A 20,474-nucleotide genomic window follows, 5' to 3' on the forward strand; every position below is an offset into this window, starting at 1 on the left:
GCAGAAGGGGGAGGGCGATCGGATTGCCGCAGACCGAGACACCGGGCACCGAGGTGGCCCTCCGATCCCGGCTGCGCTGGTGGACCGAGCTGCCGCTGATCCTGCTGGTCTACGCCTGCTACTCGGCCGGCCGGCTCCTCGCGCGCGGTGACGTCACCAGTGCCGTCGACCACGGCCTGACGATCCTGCGCATCGAGAAGGCGCTGCACCTCGACGCCGAGCACCCGCTGAACCGGCTGTTCACGCGCGCGTCCTGGCTCGGGGTGCCGGCCGACTTCTGGTACGCCTCGCTGCACTACCTGGTCACGCCCGTCATCCTGGTGTGGCTGTTCCGGGCGCGTGCCCGGTACTACCGCGCGGCCCGCACCTGGCTGATGTCGTCCACGTTCATCGGCCTGATCGGCTTCACCCTGCTGCCGACCTGCCCGCCCCGCCTGCTCTCGGCGGACCACGGCTTCGTGGACACGATGGCGCAGTACAGCTCGTACGGCTGGTGGGGCGGCGAGGCCAGCGCCCCGCGCGGTATGGGCGGCATGACCAACCAGTACGCGGCGATGCCGAGCCTGCACGTGGGCTGGGCCCTGTGGTGCGGTGTGATGCTGTGGCGGTACGGCGGCACGCGCCTGACGAAGGTCCTCGGCGTCCTCTACCCGCTGCTGACCGCGCTCGTGGTCATGGGCACCGCCAACCACTACTTCCTGGACGCGGTCGCGGGCGTCGCCGTGATGGGCGTCGGTCTCCTGCTGGCGCCGCGCGTGATGCGGGCCGCGGACCTGCTCCGGGACCGGCTGTCGCGCCGCACCGCACCGGTCACGCCGACCACCGGTTCCCCGATTGTCAGTGCCGGATGCCAGACTTCCGCGGGTGAGCGAATTCCACGGCAGCGCGAGTCGCAGTTCGACGACGCGGCCGGACCGGACGCCTCCCCCACCGACACGGGAGAAGGGGCTCCGGCACCGGCTCGCTGAGCTGCGCGGTCCCGACGTACCGGCCAAGTCCCTGGACGCGCGCGCCCTCGCGGCGCTCGCCGCCAACCCCGGGTGCTCCCGGCGGGCGATCCTGGACGGCGCCGGGGTGGACAAGGCCCGGCTGGCCACCGCGCTGGGCGCGCCGTCCGGTTTCGGGCAGTCCCAGTTCGCGCTGACCCGGGGCAACGCGTTCGAGGCGAAGGTGAAGGCGGACGGCGGCGCGGAGCTGCTGCGGCTGGTGCACGCCCGGCTCGACCCGGGCGCGGAAGCGCCGGCCGGAGCGGCCGTGCCCGACCTGACCGCGCACGGCCCCGAGGGGCGTACGGCCCGTACGGCGCTGGCGCTGCGCGAGGCCGTGCGGGCCGGCGGCTGGACGCTGCTGGACCATCCGATGCTCGCCCTGGACGTGGCGGGTTCGCTCGCCTTCCTGGAGCCGGACGCGGTGGTGGTGCACCCCGACGGCGGCTGGTCGGTGGTGGAGATCAAGTCGTTCCCGATGGTGGACGGCTCCGCGGACCCGGCGAAGGTGGGCGCGGCCGCCCGGCAGGCGGCGGTGTACGTGCTGGCGCTGGAGGAGGTCGCCGCCCGGCTCGATCCCGTCCCGCGGGTGCACCACCGGGTGCTGCTGGTGTGTCCCAGGGACTTCTCCAACCTGCCCACGGGCTCCGCCGTGGACGTCCGCAAGCAGCGCGCGGTCACCGCCCGCCAGTTGGCCCGGCTCACCCGTGTCGAGGAGATCGCCGGTGCGCTGCCCGAGGGCACGTGTTTCGCGCCCGACCGGTCCGCGGAGGAGCTGACGGCGGCCGTGGAGGCGGTGCCGGCGACCTACGCGCCGGAATGCCTGGCGGCCTGCGAGCTGGCCTTCCACTGCCGGGAGCGCGCCCGTGCGGCCGGCGCGGTCACCCGCCTCGGCCGGCCCCTGCGGGCCGAACTGGGCGGCCTGGCCACGGTCGGGGAGGTCCTCGCGGCGGCCCACGGCGAGACCGGTGACCCGGACGACCCGGCGGTCGCCGCGCTGCGCAGGGCGGCCGCCCTGCGCGCGGAAGCCCTCCGGTCGGCCGACGAGGCCGCGGCCCTGCGCGCGGAGGCCCTGCGCGCGGCGGGCCGGGCGCCGTCCCCGCGCGCGGAGGCCGGGGAGGTGTCCGCGTGTCCCTGATCACCACCCTCGCCCGGCTGGAAGCCGTCGGCAGCGGCCGGGCGCAGCCGGCCGCGACCGTCCGGCACCGGCATCTGTCCGACCGCCCGCTGGTGTTCGTGCCGCTGACCACCGCCGGTGAGACGGGTGCCCCGCTCGGCGCGCTGGTCGGCACCGACCGGGACGCGCCCCGGCTGCTGGCCGTACCGCAGCCCCGGGACCGCGACCTGCGTTTCGCGTTCCTCGCCGACCTGGCCGACATCGTCCTGCCGTACGTCGACGCGTACGCCGCGTCCGTGGAGGCGGCCGAGCGCACCGAGACCGACCCGGAGACCGGCAAGCGGGTCAAGGTGGAGGCCGAGCTGTGCGCGGACGCGCCGCAGCTGATCGTGCCGAGCCGCGCGGGCCTGGACTTCGTACGGCTGCTGGGCCGCTCGATGCGGTTCCGGCGTACCGCCGAGCAGGACCCGGACGCGCCCTATCCGGCGCCGCCGCGGGTGCCGCTGCTCGGCCGCTGGCTGACCCACTACGGCGAGCGGTCCCGGGTCCCCGGCTCCTCGCTCCTGCTCGCCCTGACCGAGGTGCTGTCCCGGCACTGGGCGACCGGACAGTCCGGGCTGGAGGACCAGCACCTGGGCGCGCTGCTCGCCTGGATCGACCCGCCGGACGGTCTGACCGGTGCCGAGGCCGCCCGCCGGGCCGAGCTGGAGCGGGACCCGGCCGGGCAGCTGCTGTGCCCGCCGGCCGGTCCCGCCACCGACCCGGCGTTCGACAACAAGCTGCTGGCCCCGGCGATCGAGCGCTACGACCGCGCGCGTACGGCGCTGGCCGCCGCCGAGGACCCGCTGGAGGCCGACGACCGGCTGGCCGCGCTCACCGCGGCCGAGCGGGACGTCCGCGACCTCGTCGCGAGCCGCACCCGGCCCACCTGGGACGCGGTGTGGCGGGGCCTGGACCTGCTGCGGGCGCTGCCGGCGGGCGCGCAGGTGGAGGGGCGCTGGACCCGGGACCGCTGGTCGTTCACCGGGCACCGGGACCGGGTGCTGGCCGGCGAGCCTCCGCAGCCGCGCCGGGACGACGCGGTGACGGCGGCGAACAAGCTGGCCACGCGCGAGCGTGAACAGGGCCGCCTGGAGGCGCAGGAGGCGCTGGACGACCCGCTGGTGATGGCGGGACGGCGGCTGACCGGGGAGGCGTTCGCGGGCGAGGTGACCGACGTCGTGCCGGCGTACAGCGAGGGCAAGCGGCCGAGCCCGCGCCCGCTGGTGACGGTTCGCACGGACGACCGGCCGCATCTGGCGGAGCGCGCGAAGGTGTACCGCTCGCTGAACGGCAGGCCCCAGTCGGCGGAGTACGTCGGCTGCGAGGGCGACGGTGTGCTCGTGGTGCGGATCCTGGACAAGATGGGCCGCGGCAAGGAGCCCGAGCCGGGGTCGGTGCCGGAGAAGGGCGACCGGGTCTGCTTCACCCTGTTCGAGCACGAGCAGCGCGGCGGGGCGAAGCTGCCCGATCCGGAGGAGACCCCGTGGACGCACGGCGGTCCGCCGGGCGAGCCCGCGCCGGAGGCACCCGACACCGTGACCGAGGAGGACGTGCTGTGACGACCGTCGACTTCGATCCCGGAGCCGCGGCCGGCCGCGCCACCGACGCGATCCTCCACGACACGCTGCACGGCACCGAGCGGGGTGTGGTGGTGGACTCGCCGCCGGGCGCCGGCAAGTCGACCCTGGTGGTCCGCGCGGCCCTGGAACTCGCCGACGCGGGGCGCCCGCTGATGGTGGTGGCCCAGACGAACGCCCAGGTCGACGATCTGGTCCTGCGCCTGGCCGAGAAGAACCCGGAGCTGCCCGTCGGCCGCCTGCACAGCAGCGACGCCGACGCGTACAACAAGGCGCTGGACGACCTGCCGCAGGTGCGTACGTCGGCGAAGGCGGCCGACCTGAGCGGGCTGCCGGTCGTCCTGTCCACCGCCGCGAAGTGGGCGCACGTGAAGGTGGACGAGCCCTGGCGGCACGCGATCGTGGACGAGGCGTACCAGATGCGGTCGGACTCCCTGCTGGCCGTCGCGGGCCTGTTCGAGCGGGCGCTGTTCGTTGGCGACCCCGGGCAGCTGGACCCGTTCGCGATCGTGGGCAGCGAGCAGTGGGCGGGCCTTTCGTACGACCCCTCGGCCTCCGCGGTCACCACCCTCCTGGCCCACAACCCGGACCTCCCGCAGCACCGGCTGCCGGTGTCCTGGCGGCTGCCGGCCTCCGCGGCCCCGCTGGTCTCGAACGCGTTCTACCCGTACACCCCGTTCCGCAGCGGCACGTCCCACGGGGACCGCCGCCTGGGTTTCGCCGTCCCCTCCGACGGCTCCGGCCCGGACCGGGTGATCGACGAGGCCGCGGAGTCGGGGTGGGGTCTGCTGGAGCTGCCCGCCCGGCACACCCCGCGCACGGACCCCGAGGCGGTCCGGGCGGTGGCCACGGTGGTCCGCCGCCTCCTGGACCGGGGCGGCGCGGCGACGTCCGAGCGCTCCTCCGCCCCCACGCCGCTGACCGCCGACCGTGTCGCCGTCGGCACGGCCCACCGGGACCAGGCGGCGGCGGTCCGCGCGGCCCTGGCCGAGCTGGGCGTGCGGGACGTCACCGTCGACACCGCGAACCGCCTCCAGGGCCGTGAGTACGACGTCACGGTCGTCCTGCACCCGCTCTCCGGCCGCCCCGACGCCACCGCCTTCCACCTGGAGACCGGCCGCCTGTGCGTCCTGGCCTCCCGCCACCGTCACGCGTGCATCGTGGTCTGCCGCGCCGGCGTGACCGACCTCCTGGACGACTACCCCTCCACGGAACCGGTCCAGCTGGGCACGCTGGTGAAGTTCCCGGACGGCTGGGAGGCGAACCACGCGGTCCTGGCCCACCTGGCAGAACACCGAATCCCCTGGTCTCCCTGACCCCCACCACCGCCCCACCCGACAAACCCCCGGCACCACCAGCACCCACCCGCCGGACGGAGTCCGGCACGCCGCCGGAGGCGGCCGACGAACACAGCCCGGACGGCTGGGAGGCGAACCACGCGGTCCTGGCCCACCTGACAGAACACCGAATCCCCTGGTCTCCCTGACCCCCACCACCGCCCCGCCCGTCAAACCCCCGGCACCACCAGCACCCACCCGCCGGACGGAGTCCGGCACGCCGCCGGAGGCGGCCGACGAACACAGCCCGGACGGCTGGGAGGCGAACCACGCGGTCCTGGCCCACCTGACAGAACACCGCACCCCCTGGCACCCCTGACCCCCACCACCGCCCCGCCCGACCAACCACCGGCACCCTGACCCACATCACCCCACCCGCCCGACCAACCCCCGGCACCACCTGACCACCGGCGCCACCGGAACCACCGGCACCCACCCGACGGACCGGTAGGCAGGTGGGGGTGCGGAATAAACGGGGACAGCCTCCTGTTAGTGGGCCGAGGACAGCTCACGTTCGCAACAGGAGGCGACACCGTGTCGGCAGACGAGGCAGACGAGATCCGGGGCACGACGCAGGGGACCGCACCCGTCCCCCTCTCCGTACTGGACCTGGTGACCGTCGGCGCGGGCAGTACCGCCACCGACGCGCTGCGCACCAGCGTCGCGCTCGCCCGGTTCACTGAGTCCCGCGGCTTCCACCGGTACTGGGTCGCCGAGCACCACTCCATGCCCGGCGTGGCCTCCTCCTCCCCCGCCGTGATCCTGGCGCACCTCGCCGCCCACACCGACCGCATCCGGCTCGGCTCGGGCGGCGTCATGCTGCCCAACCACGCCCCCCTGGTGATCGCCGAGCAGTTCGGCACGCTGGAGGCGCTGGCCCCGCGGCGGATCGACCTGGGCCTGGGGCGGGCGCCGGGCACGGACGGGGCCACGGCCGCCGCGCTGCGCCGCACCGAGACCCTCAACGAGGGCGCCGACGACTTCCCGCAGCAGCTCGCCGAGCTGACCCGGTTCCTGGACGACGACTTCCCGGACGGCCATCCGTACCGGCGGATCCACGCGATCCCGGGGCCGGTGCAGGGCAGCGCCCCCGGCGGCGTCCAGTCCCCGCACCGCCCGCCGGTCTGGCTGCTCGGCTCCTCCGGGTTCAGCGCCCGGCTGGCCGGCCTGCTCGGCCTGCCGTTCGCCTTCGCGCACCACTTCTCCGCGCAGAACACCGTCCCGGCCCTCGACCTGTACCGGGAGTCCTTCCGCCCCTCCGCGGTCCTCGACGAGCCGTACGCCCTCATCGGTGTCTCCGCCCTCGCCACGGACGAGGCCCGGGAGGCCCGCCGGCAGATCAGGGCGACGGCGCTGAACATGATCCGGCTGCGCACCGGCCGTCCGGGCCTGTTCCCCGACCCGGAGGAGGCCGAGCGGCACGAGTTCAGCCCGATGGAGGAGGAGTTCGCCGCCTCCTACACGACGAACATCGTGCACGGCACGGCCGACGAGGTCCGCTCCGGCCTGGACGACCTGCACAAGCGCACCGGCGCCGACGAGCTGATGCTCACCTCGCACGCACACCGCGGCGAACTGCGGCTGCGCTCCTACGAGTTGATCGCGGACGCCTACGGGTTGCCGACCGCGTAGGTCTGCGCCCCCAGCAGCTCGGAGATGCGATCCGGCGACACCGGGCGGGAGTACAGCCAGCCCTGCCCGGTGTCGCAGCCGATCCGGCGCAGCCGGGTGGCCTGGGCCGAGGTCTCCACGCACTCCGCGGTGACCGTCAGGCCGAGGCGGTGGGCGAGTTGGATCATCGCCTCCACGATGACCTCGTCGGCGGGGTTCGGCATGACCCCCTTGGCGGCCTCCTCGTACTGGAAGCCGCGGACGAAGGAGCCGTCCAGCTTCAGCGCGGAGACCGGCAGGCGGCTGAGGTAGGCGAGGTTCGAGTAGCCGGTGCCGAAGTCGTCGATGGCGATGCGCACACCCATGTCGCTGAGGGCCTGGAGGGCCTGGAGCGGGCGGCCCGCCGAGCCCATCACCGCGGACTCGGTCAGCTCCAGCTGGAGCAGGTGCGGGGCGAGCCCGGTCTCGGCGAGGGTCTCCGCCACGTCGGCCACCAGGTCCGAGTCCCACACCTGCCGTACGGCCACGTTGACGCTGACGAAGATGGGCGGTTCATCGGGCCGGTCCAGCTGCCAGCGGCGGGCCTGCCGGCAGGCGGTGGCGAGTGCCCAGCGGCCGAGCTGCACGATCGAGCCGTCCTCCTCGGCCAGTCCGATGAACCGATTCGGCGTCAGCGTGCCGAACTGCGGGTGATGCCAGCGGATGAGGGCCTCGACGCCGTTGAGCCGGCCGTCCTCCATGGCCACCAGCGGCTGGTACTCGAGGGCGAACTCACCGCGTTCGATGGCGGGCCGGAGGGTGGAGGACAGCGCCTGGCGGGTCATGCGGTGGGCGTTGCGCTCGGGGTCGAACAGCGTCCAGCGGCCCTTTCCGTCGGCCTTCGCCCAGTAGAGGGTGGTGTCCGCCGCCTGCATCAGGCCGGTCGCGGTCGTACCCGCCGCGTGCCGCTCGACGACGCCGATGGACGCGGTCAGGGACAGCCGCTGCCCGGACAGGTCGAAGGGTTCCTCCAGCGCCTTCAGCGCGGACTCGGCGAGATCGGCGAGCTGTTCGGTGCCGGTGGAGTCCTCGACCAGCAGCGCGAACTCGTCGCCGCCGAGCCGGGCCACCAGGGGGGTGGCGGCGCGCGCGTACCCGGCCTGGTCGGCGACCCGGGTCAGGCGTTCGGCCACGGCCGTGAGGAGCCGGTCGCCGAAGCGGTGGCCGAGGGTGTCATTGACGGCCTTGAAGCCGTCGACGTCCAGATAGCACAGGCCGATCCGGCCGGTGCCGCCCTGCTCGTACGACTCCGCCTCCAGCGCGGCCGTGAGCCGCTCGAAGAACAGCGTGCGGTTGGGCAGCCGGGTCACCGGGTCGTGCATCTGCAAGTGCCGCAGCTGCGCCTGGAGTTCACGTCGGGCACTCACGTCGGCGACCGACATCAGGACGCCGGGCTCACCATCGGCCAGCGGGGCGGCGGTGACCTGCACCCACACCGCCTGCCCCTCGGGGCGTTTGAGCCGGCGGGTGCAGCGCAGGCGGGCCTGCCGGCCGCGCAGCACCTCGCGGTAGGCGTGCCAGCTGCGGGCGTCCGAGGCCAGGTCCACCAGGTCGGCGGCGACCCGCCCGGTGAGTATGGCCGGATCGGCGCCGAGCAGTTCACCGAGGGCGGCGTTCGCACTGACGACGAAGCCCTCGGAGGACACGACCGCCATGGCGAGCGGGGCGGCCGCGAAGACACGGTGGTAGGTGGTCTGGTGACTGTCTGTGACGGCTGACCGGTCGAGGTCTGCCGCGGGCGTCGGCCCTTCGGACGTTCCGCTCACCGCTCGCTCCCGCAGTGCACTCGATCTCTGTCCGTGCCGGAAAGTGTGCCGATCATAGAGGCTGGCCCCGGGCCCTTCCAGCCACTCTCCAGTCTCCCGGACAGACCACAGGTTCTGACAGATCGTTTCTGCCCGCACCTGGACGGGTTCTTCAGCCCCCCGACCAGTTGTGACGTTCCGTGAGTGTTCCGGGGTGTCGAGCGCCGGAGCACGACGGCGCACGACGGGGGCGCGCTCACCCTTCCGGTGCAGGCAAACAGGGCATAAGGCAATGAATACCAGCAATCTGGTTGCGGGTCCCGAGAACCGCATCCGGAGGTCATGTCCGTGCCCAAGCTGCGCAGCACCGCCGCCGTGTTCACCACGATGTCGGCGCTCGCCGCGACCTCGATCCTCACCGGCCATTCGGCTGCCGAACCCTTCTCGACGACGCCCTGTGCCCTGCACCGCACCGACGCCCACCATTCGGAGGGTGTGGACACCTGGAGCCCTTCCTACACCCGTCCGACGGGCACGCTCGACGCCGTGCTGGTCTTTCTCTCCTTCCCGGACTCGGCCCCGCGCACCACGCCGGCGGAGCTGACGGCCGACCACTTCCCCGCCACCAGCACCTTCTACGCGCAGTCGTCGTACGGCAGGTTCACGCTGCGCCCGCACCCGCTGGAGCGCTGGCTGCGCATGCCGCGCGCGTCGGCCTCCTACGCCATAAGGCGGGACTGGAACGCCGAGGACCGGGCGGCCTATCTGCGCGACGCGTTCGCCGTGGCGGACAAGGAGGTCGACTTCTCGCGCTACCAGGTCGTATATCTCGTCGCCGATCCGGACGCTCCCGGTGTCGACTCGGACGCCACCAAAGTGGTGAATCTCGAAACGCCGCTGCACGCGGACGGTACGGACATCCGCCGGGTCGTCACCGTGTTCGAACACCATCCGCCGGACCGTCTCGTCCTCGCCCACGAGACCGGGCACGTCTTCGACCTGCCCGACCTGTACCACCGCCCGGTCGACGGAAAGGGCGACTGGGACACCCATGTGGGCGACTGGGACCTGATGGGCAGCCAGTTCGGGCTGGCGCCGGACCTGCTCGCCTGGCACAAGTGGAAGCTGGGATGGCTGGATCCGCGCCAGGTGGTGTGTGTGCGGGGGGCCACGCCGACCCGCCTCACCCTGGAACCCCTCGCGGCCGGGCCCAATGTCCCGGTGCAGGGGACGGGCGGCGCTCCCGCCTTCGGCCTCGGCCACGGTGCCAAGCTGGCCGTCGTACGCACGGGTCCGGACAGCATCCTCGCCTTCGAGGCGCGCGGCGCGGCCGGCAACGACCGGGCGTCCTGCCGGCAGGGGATCCTGGTGTACCGGGTACGCGGGGGCGCCGCGTCCGGCGACGGCCCGGTCCAGGTGGTGGACTCCCATCCGCGTACCGAGGCCTGCTGGGAGAACTCGGTCTACCCGCCGCTCGCCGACGCGCCGGTCTCCCTGGGGGAGAGTTTCACCGTGCCCGGGGACGACGTGAAGGTGGAGGCGGAGGGACGCACGGCGTCCGGGGCCTGGACGGTCAAGATCACCACAGGCACCGAAGGCTGACCCAAGACGGCACCGACGCGTACACCGGCCGACCCGACGCCCACGACCCCACCCTGCCGACCGTCGGCACCACCGGCCCCACCAGACCGACGAACACCACCGACCCCAGCCTGCCCGGCGATCACCCCCACCGGCCCCTCCCCGGCCGACACCCACCATGCCGACCCGATGGGGGGTGCGGCTGGCGAAGCCCCGCCCCCTCCCCGGCCGACACCCACCATGCCGACCCGATGGGGGGTGCGGCTGGCGAAGCCCCGTCCCCTTCCCAGCCAACGCCCAGCGTGCCGACCCGATGGGGGTGTGGGTGGCGAAGCCCCCACCACGCGCGGCGAAGCCGCGCAAAAACAGAGATGGCGACCCAGTTCCGCGCTTTCCGCGGACATGGATCGCCATCGTCATCGTGCGCCGCCAGGGACTCGAACCCCGGACCCGCTGATTAAGAGTCAGCTGCTCTAACCAACTGAGCTAGCGGCGCCTGCTGACGTCGTAGACCTTAGCATCCTGGTCGGCGGGAGGAAAAATCGAAATCCGTACGGCGGCCCGGGCGGCCCGTACGGCCGCCCAGAGCATGACCTCGGGTCCGGGCAGCCAGGGGTGCCGGGTGTCGGGCGCGACCAGCCAGCGGGCGGTTCCGGAGGTGTCGCCGCCGGTCAGGGGCGGGACGGTCACCGCGTCGCCCGTGCCGTGGCACAGCAGCGGCGGCACCTCCTGCGCCCGCTGGGACCCCCACTCCTCCCAGGCGAGCAGCGAGGGCAGCCGCTGGGCGGTGCCCGGGGCGGCGAAGAGCAGCATCCGGCCCCGGAACACCGCGACGGGGCCCGATCCCGCCCCTTCGTCCCACAGCCGGTCCAGCATCCGGCGCCCGAAGACCGCCGGGACGCTCACCACGTCGAAGGCGGTGCCGCAGGGCAGGACGACCGGGGCGTCCGGACGCTCCCGCCACAGGGCGAGCGTGCTCCGGGTATACGTTCCTGCCGAGGCGAGCCAGGCGACGCCGTCGGGGCTGACACACGTGACGTTCGGGGCGCTGCTCATGACATCTACATGTACAGCCGGTGAGCGGGTCGTTCTCCTGAGTTGCGGAAAACCGGGACAGGGTCGGCCGGGGAGGAGTATCTTGCCCGCCTGGCATATGCCCCCGGGTTGCTACAGCGGATCGGCGGGCGTGCCCCCGTCGCCCTCTCCGCGCATCAGGTCCCGCCCGAACTCGACCATCTTCTTCGCGTAGTCCTCGGTCCACTCCGCCCGGTCGGCGATGTCCGCCGGGGTCAGCCGGTCGAAGCGGCGGGGGTCGGCGAGCTGGGCCGCCGCGACGGCCTGGAACTCCACGGCGCGGTCGGCGGCCGCGCGGAACGCCTGGGTCAGCTCCGTCGCGCGGGCCAGCAGCTCCCGCGGATCCTCGATGGACTCCAGATCGAAGAAGTGTTCGGGATCCGAGGCCGCCTCCGCGGGCTCGAAGAGCAGGGGCGCGGGGCGTAGCCGCGGTTCGTTACGACGCGGCGTGGGCTCCGCCATGTCTTCACTCCTCCTCGTACGGTTCGCCGGCACCCCCTTCGGGTGGGCCACCGTCCATTGTCCCGCGCCCGCGCAAGGGGACCTACGGCCGAGGAGAGCGGGGCCGGGGCTATGCCTGAACCAACGGCTCCCGGGTGAACAAGGTCCCCAGCGAGGGCGCGTTCACCCGCCGGTCGGCGAGCCTCAGCCCCTCCCACACCGTGACCTGGTTGGCCGTGAGCACCGGCTTGGACAGCGCCTTCTCCAGCAGCCCGAGGTGCGCGGCCGTGTGCAGGGCCGTGTCCGGCAGCAGGACGGCCTCCGCGTCGGGGGCGTCCGCGGCCCGCGCCAGCGTCAGCACGTCCTCCTCTCCCCAGGTGCCGACCTCCGCCGCCGTGACGACGCCGGAGGACCGCGTCCCGGTCACCTCCAGGCCCCCGGCCCGCAGGAAGTCCGCGAACAGGCCGGCGACGTCCTCCGGGTAGGTGGCGCCGACGGCGACCCGCCGGACGCCTATCTCCCGGGCCGCGTGCACGAAGGCGAAGGACGTCGACGAGGCCGGCATGCCCGCCAGCCGGGCCAGGGTCCGCACCTGGTCCTGGGCGCCCTCCCAGCCGTGCACGAAGCTGCCGCTGGTACAGGCCCAGACCACCGTCTCGGCCCCGGCCAGCCGCAGCCCCTCCACGCTCGCGGCGAGCCGCTCGGCGGAACCCATCTCCACCAGCGCGTCCACCCGGTGCGCGTCCTCACCGATGTCGGTGTGGAACAGGTCCACCCGGATGTCGCTGCCCAGGAGCTGCTCGATGCGTGGATAGTCGTCCTCGGCGGAGTGGCCCGGGTAGAGGAATCCGAGTGCGGTCATGTCCATCCTTCCTGCTGTTCTTCGGGCAGTGCGGGCCGTACGCGGGCGGCATCGTCGAGCAGCGCCTGATAGGGCCCCACGGCCCGGGTACCCAGTCGGCGCAGCGCCGCCCACATCGTGACCTGGTTGGCCGAGATCACCGGCATGCGCAGCTCGGCCTCCAGTTGGGGGATCACGTCGTAGGTGGGGAGGTTGGTGCAGGACAGGAAGAGGGCGTCGGCGGTGCCGGGGCGGGCCGCCCTGCGCGCCATGCCGACAACGTCCCGGTACGGCACCCGCCAGATGTGCCGGGTCAGCCCCATGTAGGCGCAGCCGGTGACCCGTGCGCCGGCCTGCGCCACGTACTCCTCCAGCGCCCGGGTGACGGACACGGTGTACGGCGTGACCAGCGCGACCCGCCGGGCTCCCAGCTCGGCCAGCGCCTCCAGCAGCGCCCCCGAGGTGGTCAGCGCGGGCAGTTCGCCGGCCATGGTCATCGCCGCGCACATCGCCCGCTCCCCGGCGATCCCGTCGACGAAGCTGCCGGAGGTGCAGGCGTAGGCGACGACCTCGGGGGAGACCGCGGTCAGCGCCCGGACCGCCTCGCCGAGGGTCTCGTGCTCGCTGACCAGCCGGGCCAGGTCCAGGCTCACCTCGACCGGCACGAACGGGGTGCGGGTCAGATGCAGCGAGACGTCGTCGGGCACCCAGCGCCACAGCTCCCGGTCCAGGGCGAAGTCGAAGGGAGCCACCACGCCGACACCACGCTGCGGGCGGGGGCCGCCGAGAAAGGAGACGTCCATGGCTGACACCGGCCTCACGCTGGGAGACGAGTGGGCAACGGATCGTGGGTACGCCCGTGTTGACGAAGGTAGGTTCGGGTGCGAGCGTGGTCAATCCGCGCATGTCAGACGCCGGGAGCCGCCCCGCATGACGCCGTCATCCCCCACCCTTCTGGTCCTCGACGCCGATCCGCCGCCCCGGCTCGGCCGCCTCACCGGCCGCGCCCGGATCGTCCACACGGACGCGGCGCGGCTGGCCGAGCGGCTGCCCGGCGCGGACGTGCTGCTGGTGTGGGATTTCACGTCGCACGCGGTGCGGGAGGCGTGGCCCGGCGACGGGCCCCGGCCGCGCTGGGTGCACACGGCGAGCGCGGGCGTGGACCATCTGATGTGCCCGGAGCTGGCCGCGTCGGACACGGTGGTCACCAACGCGCGCGGGATCTTCGACCAGCCGATCGCCGAGTACGTCGCGGCCCTCGTGCTGGCGGCCGCCAAGGACCTGCCGCGCACCCTGGAGTACCAGCGGGAGCGGACCTGGCGGCACCGGGAGACCCGGCGGGTGGCGGGCACGCGCGCGTGCGTCGTCGGCTCGGGCCCGATCGGCCGGGCGATCGCCCGCACTCTGAAGGCGCTGGGCGTGACGACGGCGCTGGTCGGGCGGGTGCCGCGGACCGGCGTGCACGGGCCGGCCGACCTGGACCGGCTGATCTCCCGGGCGGACTGGGTGATCGCGGCGGCTCCGCTGACCGGGCAGACGTACCGCATGTTCGACGCCCACCGGTTCGGCGTGATGCAGCCCTCGGCGTTCTTCGTGAACGTCGGCCGGGGTGATCTGGTCGACGAGGAGGCCCTCGCCCGGGCGCTGACCCGGCGCTGGATCGCGGGTGCCGCCCTGGACGTGTTCGCCGCCGAACCCCTGCCCGCGGACAGCCCGTTGTGGGAGCTGCCCGGGCTGGTCGCGTCCCCGCACATGAGCGGTGACACGGTCGGCTGGCGGGACGAACTGGGCGCACAATTCGTGGAGTTGTACGAGCGGTGGGCGGCGGGCAGGTCACTGCGGAACGTGGTCGACAAGACGCGTGGTTACGTGCCGGGTCACTGAAGCCCTGGGAGGGTGCATGCAGCTCACCGACCTGACCGCCGGACGGCTCCTCGACGGTTACCGCAAGGGCGAGTTCAGCCCGGTGGAGGTGACCGGGCAGGCGCTGGAGCGGGCGCGGCGGATCCAGCCGGAGGTGAACGCGTTCGTGCGGCTCACCGAGGAGGACGCGCTCGCCCGGGCCCGGGAGTCGGAGGCGCGCTGGCGGCGCGGTGAGCCCGCCGGACTGGTCGACGGGGTGCCGGTGACGGTCAAGGACATCCTGCTGCTGCGCGGCCACCCCACCCTGCGCGGGTCGAGGACCGTCTCCGAGCGGGGCGGCTGGGAGGAGGACGCGCCCCCGGTGGCCCGGCTGCGCGAGCACGGGGCGGTGTTCCTCGGCAAGACGACGACGCCCGAGTACGGCTGGAAGGGCGTCACCGACTCCCCGCTGACCGGGATCACCCGCAACCCGCACGACCGCACGCGGACCGCGGGCGGCTCCAGCGGCGGCAGCGGGGCGGCGGTCGCGCTGGGCGCGGGCCCGCTGTCGCTGGGCACGGACGGCGGCGGCAGCATCCGCATCCCGGCCGCGTTCTGCGGGATCTTCGGGCTGAAGCCGACGTACGGCAGGGTGCCGCTGTATCCGGCGAGCGCGTTCGGCACGCTGTCGCACACGGGGCCGATGACCCGGGACGCGGCCGACGCGGCCCTGCTCCTCGACGTGATCGGCGCGCCCGACCCGCGGGACTGGTCGGCGCTGCCGGCCGCGCCCGGCTCCTTCACGGAGGCGCTGCGGTCGGGCGTGCACGGGCTGCGGGTGGCCTACTCGCCGTCGCTGGGCGGGCAGGTGGCGGTCCGGCCGGCGGTCGCCGCGGCGGTACGGCGGGCGGTGGCCGCCCTCGCCGATCTCGGGGCGTACGTGGTGGAGGCCGACCCCGATTTCACCGATCCCGTGGACGCCTTCCACACCCTGTGGTTCAGCGGGGCGGCCCGGCTGACCGAGAGCTTCTCGCCGCACCGCCGGCAGTTGCTGGACCCGGGGCTGCGGGAGATCTGCGCGCAGGGCGCCCGGACGAGCGCGCTGGAGTATCTGGCGGCGGTGGACGTCCGGATGAACCTCGGGCGGCGGATGGGGCGTTTTCACGAGCGGTACGACCTGCTGGTGACGCCGACGCTGCCGGTGACGGCGTTCGAGGCGGGGGTGGAGGTGCCGGCGGGGTCGGTGTTCCGGCGCTGGACGGGGTGGACGCCGTTCACGTATCCGTTCAATCTGACGCAGCAGCCCGCGGCCACGGTGCCGGTGGGAACCGACGGGGACGGGCTGCCGGTGGGCATGCAGATCGTCGCGGCCCGGCACCGGGACGATCTGGTGCTGCGGGCCGCGCACGCCCTGTACGAGGCCGAGGCGGCTTCGGCACCGCCGGCCCCGCCCGTCGCGGCTTAGCGCCGTCGCGGCGGGAAGAAGAGCCGACGTCCCGTCAGCCCCCGCCCGCCGGGGCGGCTCTCGCGCCCGCCCCGGCCGCTTCCGGGGAAACCGGCGGCCCGTCAGCCCCCTTCCGCCGGGGCGGCTCTCGCGCTTGCCCCGGCCGCTCCCGTCGAAGCGGCCTACGCGCGCCGGAAGGCCAGCGTCTCCCCCGCCGCGCCACCGCGCCACAGGTCGTTGCAGGCCTCGGCCATCCGGTCGAGGCCCTCGACGACCTCGCTCCACACGATCCCCGGCACCCAGCCGACGTCGCCGTTGAGGAGCAGGTTGTTGCGCTCGTAGAACAGGGCGAGGTCGACCACCGTGGCGCCGGGGCGGACCTCGCGGTCGTAGCCGTAGGCCCGCGTGCCCAGTTCGGTTCCGGTGAAGGAGAAGTAACAGAGGTCGCCGGGAATCGGAGTGACCGTCGGGTTCTCCAGTGGGGGTTCCGTGGAGGCGAACGGCGGGAAGAGGGCGTAGATCTCGTTGCGCGCGTACTTCGCGTGGTAGACGTCCCCCGTGAGCGGCAGTGCCTCCCACACTGCGGCGCAGGTCAGGGGCGCGCGGTCGTCCAGCAGTCGTGCCGTGCAGTGCACGTCCCGCAGTTCGAGCGAGACGGTGACGAATCGATCGGCCATGGAAACCAGGGTGCATAGCCGGGATGCGCTTGGGTAGCCGCGCCGCCATGGCTCCACCACTTGGGAACGACGCACACACAACACGGCCGGAACACAGACACACCCGGCGCTCGGTGCTCGCGGGCCTCGCCTCGCTCGGTGCGCTGGGCGCGGCGGGCTGTACGCGGGTGGCGTCGGCGTCCGGCAAGGACGGCGGCGATCTGCTGGAGAGGCTGCGCGCGCAGGGCGTCGTACGGCTCGGGATCGCCGGTGAGATTCCCTTCGGGTACATCGACAGGGACGGGAATCTGACCGGGGAGGCGCCCGAGCTGGCGAAGGCGGTCTTCAAGCGGCTCGGGGTGGACCGGGTGCAGCCGGTGCCGACCGAGTTCGGCTCGCTGATCCCGGGCCTGAACGCGCAGCAGTTCGACGTGGTGGCCGCGGGGATGTACGTCACCCCGGACCGCTGCGAGCAGGTGATCTTCGCGGATCCCGACTACCGGATGCCCGACGCCTTCATCGTCCGCAAGGGCAACCCGCTGGGGCTGCGCACCTACGCGGACGCGCTGCGCAAGCACGCCAAGGTGGCCACCGGGACCGGGTACGCGCAGATCCAGCACGCCGTGGAGGCGGGGTATCAGCAGGGCGACCTCGTCATCGTCCCCGATCAGGTCGCCGGGCTGAACGCGGTGGAGTCGGGGCGGGTCGACCTGTTCGCCGCCACGGCCGTCACCGCCCGGCTCGTCGCGCGGGACTCCGCCAAGGCCGAGTCGACCGAGCCGTTCGTGGCGCTCGTGGACGGCAAACCGAAGGTCGACGGCGGCGCGTTCGCGTTCCGGCCGACGGAGACCCGGCTCAGGGACGCCTTCAACGCCGAGCTGCACAAGCTGCGCCGGAGCGGGGAGCTGTACCGGATCGTCCGGCCCTTCGGTTTCACCAAGGCCGAGATGACGGACCTGACCGCGAAGGAGCTGTGCGGCGGATGACCTCGGGGCTCTGGGAACTCGTACTCAAGGGCATATGGACCACCGTCCAGTTGCTCGTGTTCAGCGCGCTGCTGGCCACGGCGGTGTCGTTCGCCGCCGGTATCGCGCGCACCCACCGGCTGTGGATCGTGCGTTTCGTCGCCGGTTTCTACACCGAGGTGTTCCGCGGTACCTCCGCGCTGGTGATGATCTTCTGGGTGTTCTTCGTGCTGCCCGTCGCGTTCGGCTGGCAGCTGGTGCCGATGTGGGCGGGCACGCTGGCGCTCGGCCTGACGTACGGCGCGTACGGCGCGGAGATCGTGCGCGGCGGGCTGAACGCGGTCGAGCCGGCGCAGAAGGAGGGCGGGATCGCGCTCAGCTTCACGCCCTGGCAGCGAATGCGGCTGGTGGTGCTGCCGCAGGCGGTGCCGGAGATGATCCCCTCCTTCTGCAACCTGCTGATCGAACTGCTCAAGGGCACCGCGCTGGTGTCGGTCATGGGCATGGGCGATCTGACCTTCAGCGCCAATCTGGTGCGGCTCGCGCTGCAGCAGAGCGCGGAGATCTACACGTACGTGCTGCTGATCTACTTCGCGATCGCCTTCGTGCTGACCCGGCTGATGCGCTCCCTGGAGAAGCGGCTGAAGGCCGGGGTCGGCAAGGACGCCGGGACGTTCTCGGCCTCGCGTGAGCTGAAGCGGGCGCAGACGACCGGAGTGGGGGGACGGGTCGCATGAAGTGGGACTGGAACGCCGTGAGCGACTTCATGCCGGACTTCTGGAAGGGGTTGCTGGTCACCCTTCAGGCCGTGGCCCTGGGGTCGCTGCTGTCCTTCTCCCTGGGCCTGGTGTGGACGCTGCTGATGCGGGCGCCGACCCGGTGGGTGCGCTGGCCGGTCGGGGTGGTCACCGAGTTCGTGCGCAACACCCCGCTGCTGGTCCAGCTGTTCTTCCTGTTCTACGTGCTGCCGGAGTGGGGTCTGACCTTCTCGGCGCTGGCCACCGGCGTGTTCGCGATCGGCCTGCACTACTCGACGTACACGATGCAGGTCTACCGGGCCGGCATCGAGGCGGTGCCGGCCGGGCAGTGGGAGGCGGCGACGGCGCTGAACCTGCCCCGGGGGCGGACCTGGACCGCGGTGATCCTGCCGCAGGCGATCCGCCGGGTGGTGCCCGCGCTGGGCAACTACGTGATCTCCATGCTGAAGGACACACCGATGCTGATGGTGATCACCGTGCTGGAGATGCTCGGGCACGCCCGGCTCTTCTCACAGGAGCACTTCCAGTTCACCGAACCCCTGACCGTGATCGGGGTGGCCTTCGTCCTCATCTCCTACCTGGCCTCCCTTCTGCTGCGAGCCCTGGAGCGACGCCTTGTCCGCTGACACCCCCTTGATGAAAGAACCCGACGCGAGCACCGGCACGGCCCTGGCCGGCGGTGAGCTGATCCGCCTGGAGGGGGTCACCAAGCGCTTCGGGACCAACACCGTGCTCGACGACCTGAACTTCTCCGTCGAGCCCGGCAAGCACGTCACCCTGATCGGCCCCTCCGGCTCCGGCAAGACCACGATCCTCCGGCTGCTGATGACCCTCGCCAAGCCGGACGAGGGCACGATCACCGTCGACGGGCAGCGGCTCTTCCCGGCGCCGGAGAAGCAGGTCCGGGAGGTCCGCAAGAAGATCGGGATGGTGTTCCAGCAGTTCAACCTGTTCCCGAACATGTCGGTGCTGCGCAACATCACCGAGGCCCCGGTCCGGGTGCTCGGCCTGCCGAAGGACGAGGCCGAGGCGCGGGCCCGGGAGCTGCTGGACCTGGTGGGCCTCGCCGACAAGTGCGACGCGAAGCCGACCCGGCTCTCCGGCGGGCAGCAGCAGCGGGTGGCGATCGCCCGGGCGCTGGCCATGCGGCCGCAGGTGCTGCTGCTGGACGAGGTGACCTCCGCGCTCGACCCGGAGCTGGTCGCGGGCGTGCTCGACCTGCTCAGGGACATCGCGCGCAGCACCGACATCACGATGCTGTGCGTGACCCACGAGATGGGTTTCGCCCGGGACATCTCCGACCAGGTACTGATGTTCGACGCGGGCCGGGTCATCGAGTCCGGGTCGCCGGAGAAGATCTTCGGCGATCCGGAGCAGGAACGTACCCGGGAGTTCATCAGCGCCGTCCTGTGAGCGGGGGGTGCCGGGCGGAAGTGCCGAGGTCCGGTCACTGGGTCATGACCGTGGCATATGCCAGAGGATCTCCGTCGCAGTTGGGGGCACGGGCGCACGGGATCCGATCTCGCCAACCCCCTCTCCTGCGCGGCCGTTTGACGGCTATCGTGGGTACGATCCGCCGACCCGGATCGCGGCCGAGGGGGACCGACATGAGGATCGAGCCGACCGCCCCGTACCACTCCGCCCAGGACGCGCTGCGCGTGCTGGAGACCGTGGCCCGGCACTCCGCCGGCGTCACCGACACCGAGCTGGCCCGCCGCACCGGCCTCGGCCCCGAGCGGCTCACCGCCCTGCTGCGGATGCTGCGCCGCGAGGGCTACGTCGAGCAGATCACCGACGGGGCGTACGTCACCGGCGACACCCTGCGCCGGCTCACCTCGGCGCACGACCGGGAGCGGGCCCTGCGCGACAAGCTCCAGCACACCCTGGACCGGCTGCGCGACTCGGTCGGCGCGGCCGTCTACATGAGCCGGTACGTCGACGGTGAGGTCCGGGTCACCCAGTACGCCGCCGGGCCGGGCACCCCGGCGGTCAACGAGTGGGTGGACTTCCGCTGCTCCGCCCACGCCACGGCCGTCGGCAAGAGCCTGCTGACCCAGCTGGACCACAACGCCCGCCGCGACCACCTCGCCCGGCACAAGATGGCCCGCCTCACCTCGCGCACCATCACCAGCGACAAGCTGCTGCTGTCGCGCCTGGAGTCGCAGCCGCCGACGGTGCCGGTGCTCGACCTCCAGGAGTACGCGATCGGCACGGTCTGCGCGGCCGTGCCGATCACCGCGGGCTCCTCGGTCGGCTGCCTCGCCCTGTCCCTCCCGGTGGAGCACGCGCACCGGCTGAAGCAGGCCGCGGACGCCCTGAACCGCAACGCGGCACCGGTCCTGCTGTCCCTGACGATCTAGGACCTCTCGTCCGGATCCCGCCGGGCCCGCGGGGTGGTCACGAGCACCCCGCGGGACC

19 protein-coding genes and 1 tRNA gene are annotated in these 20,474 nt (G+C 73.0%); 13 read left to right on the forward strand and 7 right to left on the reverse strand.

Annotated elements, in window-relative coordinates; translation table 11 throughout:
- Positions 1 to 23: 23 nt before the first annotated feature.
- The 5 genes from JK361_RS11630 (at position 24) to JK361_RS11650 (ending at position 6,691) form a co-directional block, all read left to right on the forward strand.
- A complete protein-coding gene (locus JK361_RS11630) occupies positions 24 to 968 on the forward strand; it encodes a phosphatase PAP2 family protein (RefSeq protein ID WP_201815654.1) in 945 nt (314 codons plus the stop codon).
- Positions 865 to 2,124 (forward strand): hypothetical protein, encoded by a 1,260-nt coding sequence (locus JK361_RS11635; protein WP_201815655.1) that lies wholly within the window; start codon positions 865 to 867, stop codon positions 2,122 to 2,124. The genes JK361_RS11630 and JK361_RS11635 overlap by 104 nt, the downstream gene beginning before the upstream one ends.
- Positions 2,115 to 3,704 carry an amino acid adenylation domain-containing protein gene (locus JK361_RS11640; RefSeq protein ID WP_201815656.1) on the forward strand — a complete coding sequence of 530 codons (1,590 nt, stop codon included), beginning with the start codon at positions 2,115 to 2,117 and terminating at the stop codon, positions 3,702 to 3,704. The genes JK361_RS11635 and JK361_RS11640 overlap by 10 nt, the downstream gene beginning before the upstream one ends.
- Complete coding sequence (locus tag JK361_RS11645) at positions 3,701 to 5,038, forward strand: AAA domain-containing protein (RefSeq protein ID WP_201815657.1); 1,338 nt, start codon at positions 3,701 to 3,703, stop codon at positions 5,036 to 5,038. The genes JK361_RS11640 and JK361_RS11645 overlap by 4 nt, the downstream gene beginning before the upstream one ends.
- A 555-nt stretch (positions 5,039 to 5,593) precedes the next feature.
- On the forward strand, positions 5,594 to 6,691 hold the full coding sequence (locus tag JK361_RS11650; RefSeq protein ID WP_201815658.1) for an LLM class flavin-dependent oxidoreductase: 1,098 nt from the start codon (positions 5,594 to 5,596) through the stop codon (positions 6,689 to 6,691).
- On the opposite strand, the gene JK361_RS11655 is transcribed toward JK361_RS11650, so the two are convergent.
- Positions 6,670 to 8,475: a putative bifunctional diguanylate cyclase/phosphodiesterase gene (locus JK361_RS11655; protein WP_201815659.1), complete on the reverse strand. Its 1,806-nt coding sequence runs from the start codon at positions 8,473 to 8,475 to the stop codon at positions 6,670 to 6,672. The genes JK361_RS11650 and JK361_RS11655 overlap by 22 nt on opposite strands.
- Positions 8,476 to 8,796: 321 nt before the next feature.
- On the opposite strand from JK361_RS11655, the gene JK361_RS11660 reads away from it, so the two are divergent.
- Entirely contained in the window at positions 8,797 to 10,056 is a 1,260-nt protein-coding gene (locus tag JK361_RS11660) for a M6 family metalloprotease domain-containing protein (protein WP_201815660.1), read from the forward strand.
- A gap of 401 nt (positions 10,057 to 10,457) precedes the next feature.
- Here JK361_RS11660 and JK361_RS11665 read toward each other — a convergent pair.
- The 5 genes from JK361_RS11665 to JK361_RS11685 all read right to left on the reverse strand — a co-directional run bounded on the left by JK361_RS11665 (position 10,458) and on the right by JK361_RS11685 (position 13,194).
- Positions 10,458 to 10,531: transfer RNA gene (locus tag JK361_RS11665), tRNA-Lys, on the reverse strand.
- Positions 10,522 to 11,091, reverse strand: coding sequence for a bifunctional DNA primase/polymerase (locus tag JK361_RS11670; protein ID WP_201815661.1), 570 nt, complete (start codon positions 11,089 to 11,091; stop codon positions 10,522 to 10,524). The genes JK361_RS11665 and JK361_RS11670 overlap by 10 nt, the downstream gene beginning before the upstream one ends.
- A 111-nt stretch (positions 11,092 to 11,202) precedes the next feature.
- Complete coding sequence (locus JK361_RS11675) at positions 11,203 to 11,571, reverse strand: DUF8844 domain-containing protein (protein WP_201815662.1); 369 nt, start codon at positions 11,569 to 11,571, stop codon at positions 11,203 to 11,205.
- Positions 11,572 to 11,680: 109 nt separating this feature from the next.
- On the reverse strand, positions 11,681 to 12,412 hold the full coding sequence (locus JK361_RS11680) for a maleate cis-trans isomerase family protein (RefSeq protein WP_201815663.1): 732 nt from the start codon (positions 12,410 to 12,412) through the stop codon (positions 11,681 to 11,683).
- Positions 12,409 to 13,194 carry a maleate cis-trans isomerase family protein gene (locus JK361_RS11685; RefSeq protein ID WP_201816132.1) on the reverse strand — a complete coding sequence of 262 codons (786 nt, stop codon included), beginning with the start codon at positions 13,192 to 13,194 and terminating at the stop codon, positions 12,409 to 12,411. The genes JK361_RS11680 and JK361_RS11685 overlap by 4 nt, the downstream gene beginning before the upstream one ends.
- A gap of 127 nt (positions 13,195 to 13,321) precedes the next feature.
- On the opposite strand from JK361_RS11685, the gene JK361_RS11690 reads away from it, so the two are divergent.
- Both JK361_RS11690 and JK361_RS11695 read left to right on the forward strand, forming a co-directional pair.
- A complete protein-coding gene (locus tag JK361_RS11690; protein WP_201815664.1) occupies positions 13,322 to 14,275 on the forward strand; it encodes a D-2-hydroxyacid dehydrogenase in 954 nt (317 codons plus the stop codon).
- Between the two features lie 16 nt (positions 14,276 to 14,291).
- Positions 14,292 to 15,698 carry an amidase gene (locus JK361_RS11695; RefSeq protein WP_201815665.1) on the forward strand — a complete coding sequence of 469 codons (1,407 nt, stop codon included), beginning with the start codon at positions 14,292 to 14,294 and terminating at the stop codon, positions 15,696 to 15,698.
- A 161-nt stretch (positions 15,699 to 15,859) separates the two neighbouring features.
- Here JK361_RS11695 and JK361_RS11700 read toward each other — a convergent pair whose 3' ends face one another.
- Positions 15,860 to 16,354: a DUF3830 family protein gene (locus tag JK361_RS11700; RefSeq protein WP_201815666.1), complete on the reverse strand. Its 495-nt coding sequence runs from the start codon at positions 16,352 to 16,354 to the stop codon at positions 15,860 to 15,862.
- A 47-nt stretch (positions 16,355 to 16,401) separates the two neighbouring features.
- Here JK361_RS11700 and ehuB point away from each other — a divergent pair, with 47 nt between their 5' ends.
- The 5 genes from ehuB (at position 16,402) to JK361_RS11725 (ending at position 20,416) form a co-directional block, all read left to right on the forward strand.
- On the forward strand, positions 16,402 to 17,319 hold the full coding sequence (ehuB, locus tag JK361_RS11705) for an ectoine/hydroxyectoine ABC transporter substrate-binding protein EhuB (protein ID WP_201815667.1): 918 nt from the start codon (positions 16,402 to 16,404) through the stop codon (positions 17,317 to 17,319).
- Positions 17,316 to 18,035, forward strand: coding sequence for an ectoine/hydroxyectoine ABC transporter permease subunit EhuC (gene ehuC / locus JK361_RS11710; RefSeq protein ID WP_201815668.1), 720 nt, complete (start codon positions 17,316 to 17,318; stop codon positions 18,033 to 18,035). The genes ehuB and ehuC overlap by 4 nt, the downstream gene beginning before the upstream one ends.
- A complete protein-coding gene (gene ehuD, locus JK361_RS11715) occupies positions 18,032 to 18,682 on the forward strand; it encodes an ectoine/hydroxyectoine ABC transporter permease subunit EhuD (protein ID WP_201815669.1) in 651 nt (216 codons plus the stop codon). Before ehuC ends, ehuD begins: the two co-directional genes overlap by 4 nt.
- Before the next feature lie 10 nt (positions 18,683 to 18,692).
- Positions 18,693 to 19,469 carry an ectoine/hydroxyectoine ABC transporter ATP-binding protein EhuA gene (gene ehuA / locus JK361_RS11720; RefSeq protein WP_201815676.1) on the forward strand — a complete coding sequence of 259 codons (777 nt, stop codon included), beginning with the start codon at positions 18,693 to 18,695 and terminating at the stop codon, positions 19,467 to 19,469.
- Positions 19,470 to 19,663: 194 nt separating this feature from the next.
- The gene (locus JK361_RS11725; RefSeq protein WP_201815678.1) at positions 19,664 to 20,416 is read left to right on the forward strand and encodes an IclR family transcriptional regulator; all 753 of its coding nucleotides are present in this window, start codon (positions 19,664 to 19,666) and stop codon (positions 20,414 to 20,416) included.
- The last annotated feature ends 58 nt before the right edge of the window (positions 20,417 to 20,474 follow it).

It is taken from the genome of Streptomyces musisoli (assembly GCF_016741855.1).
Lineage (GTDB): Bacteria > Actinomycetota > Actinomycetes > Streptomycetales > Streptomycetaceae > Streptomyces > Streptomyces musisoli.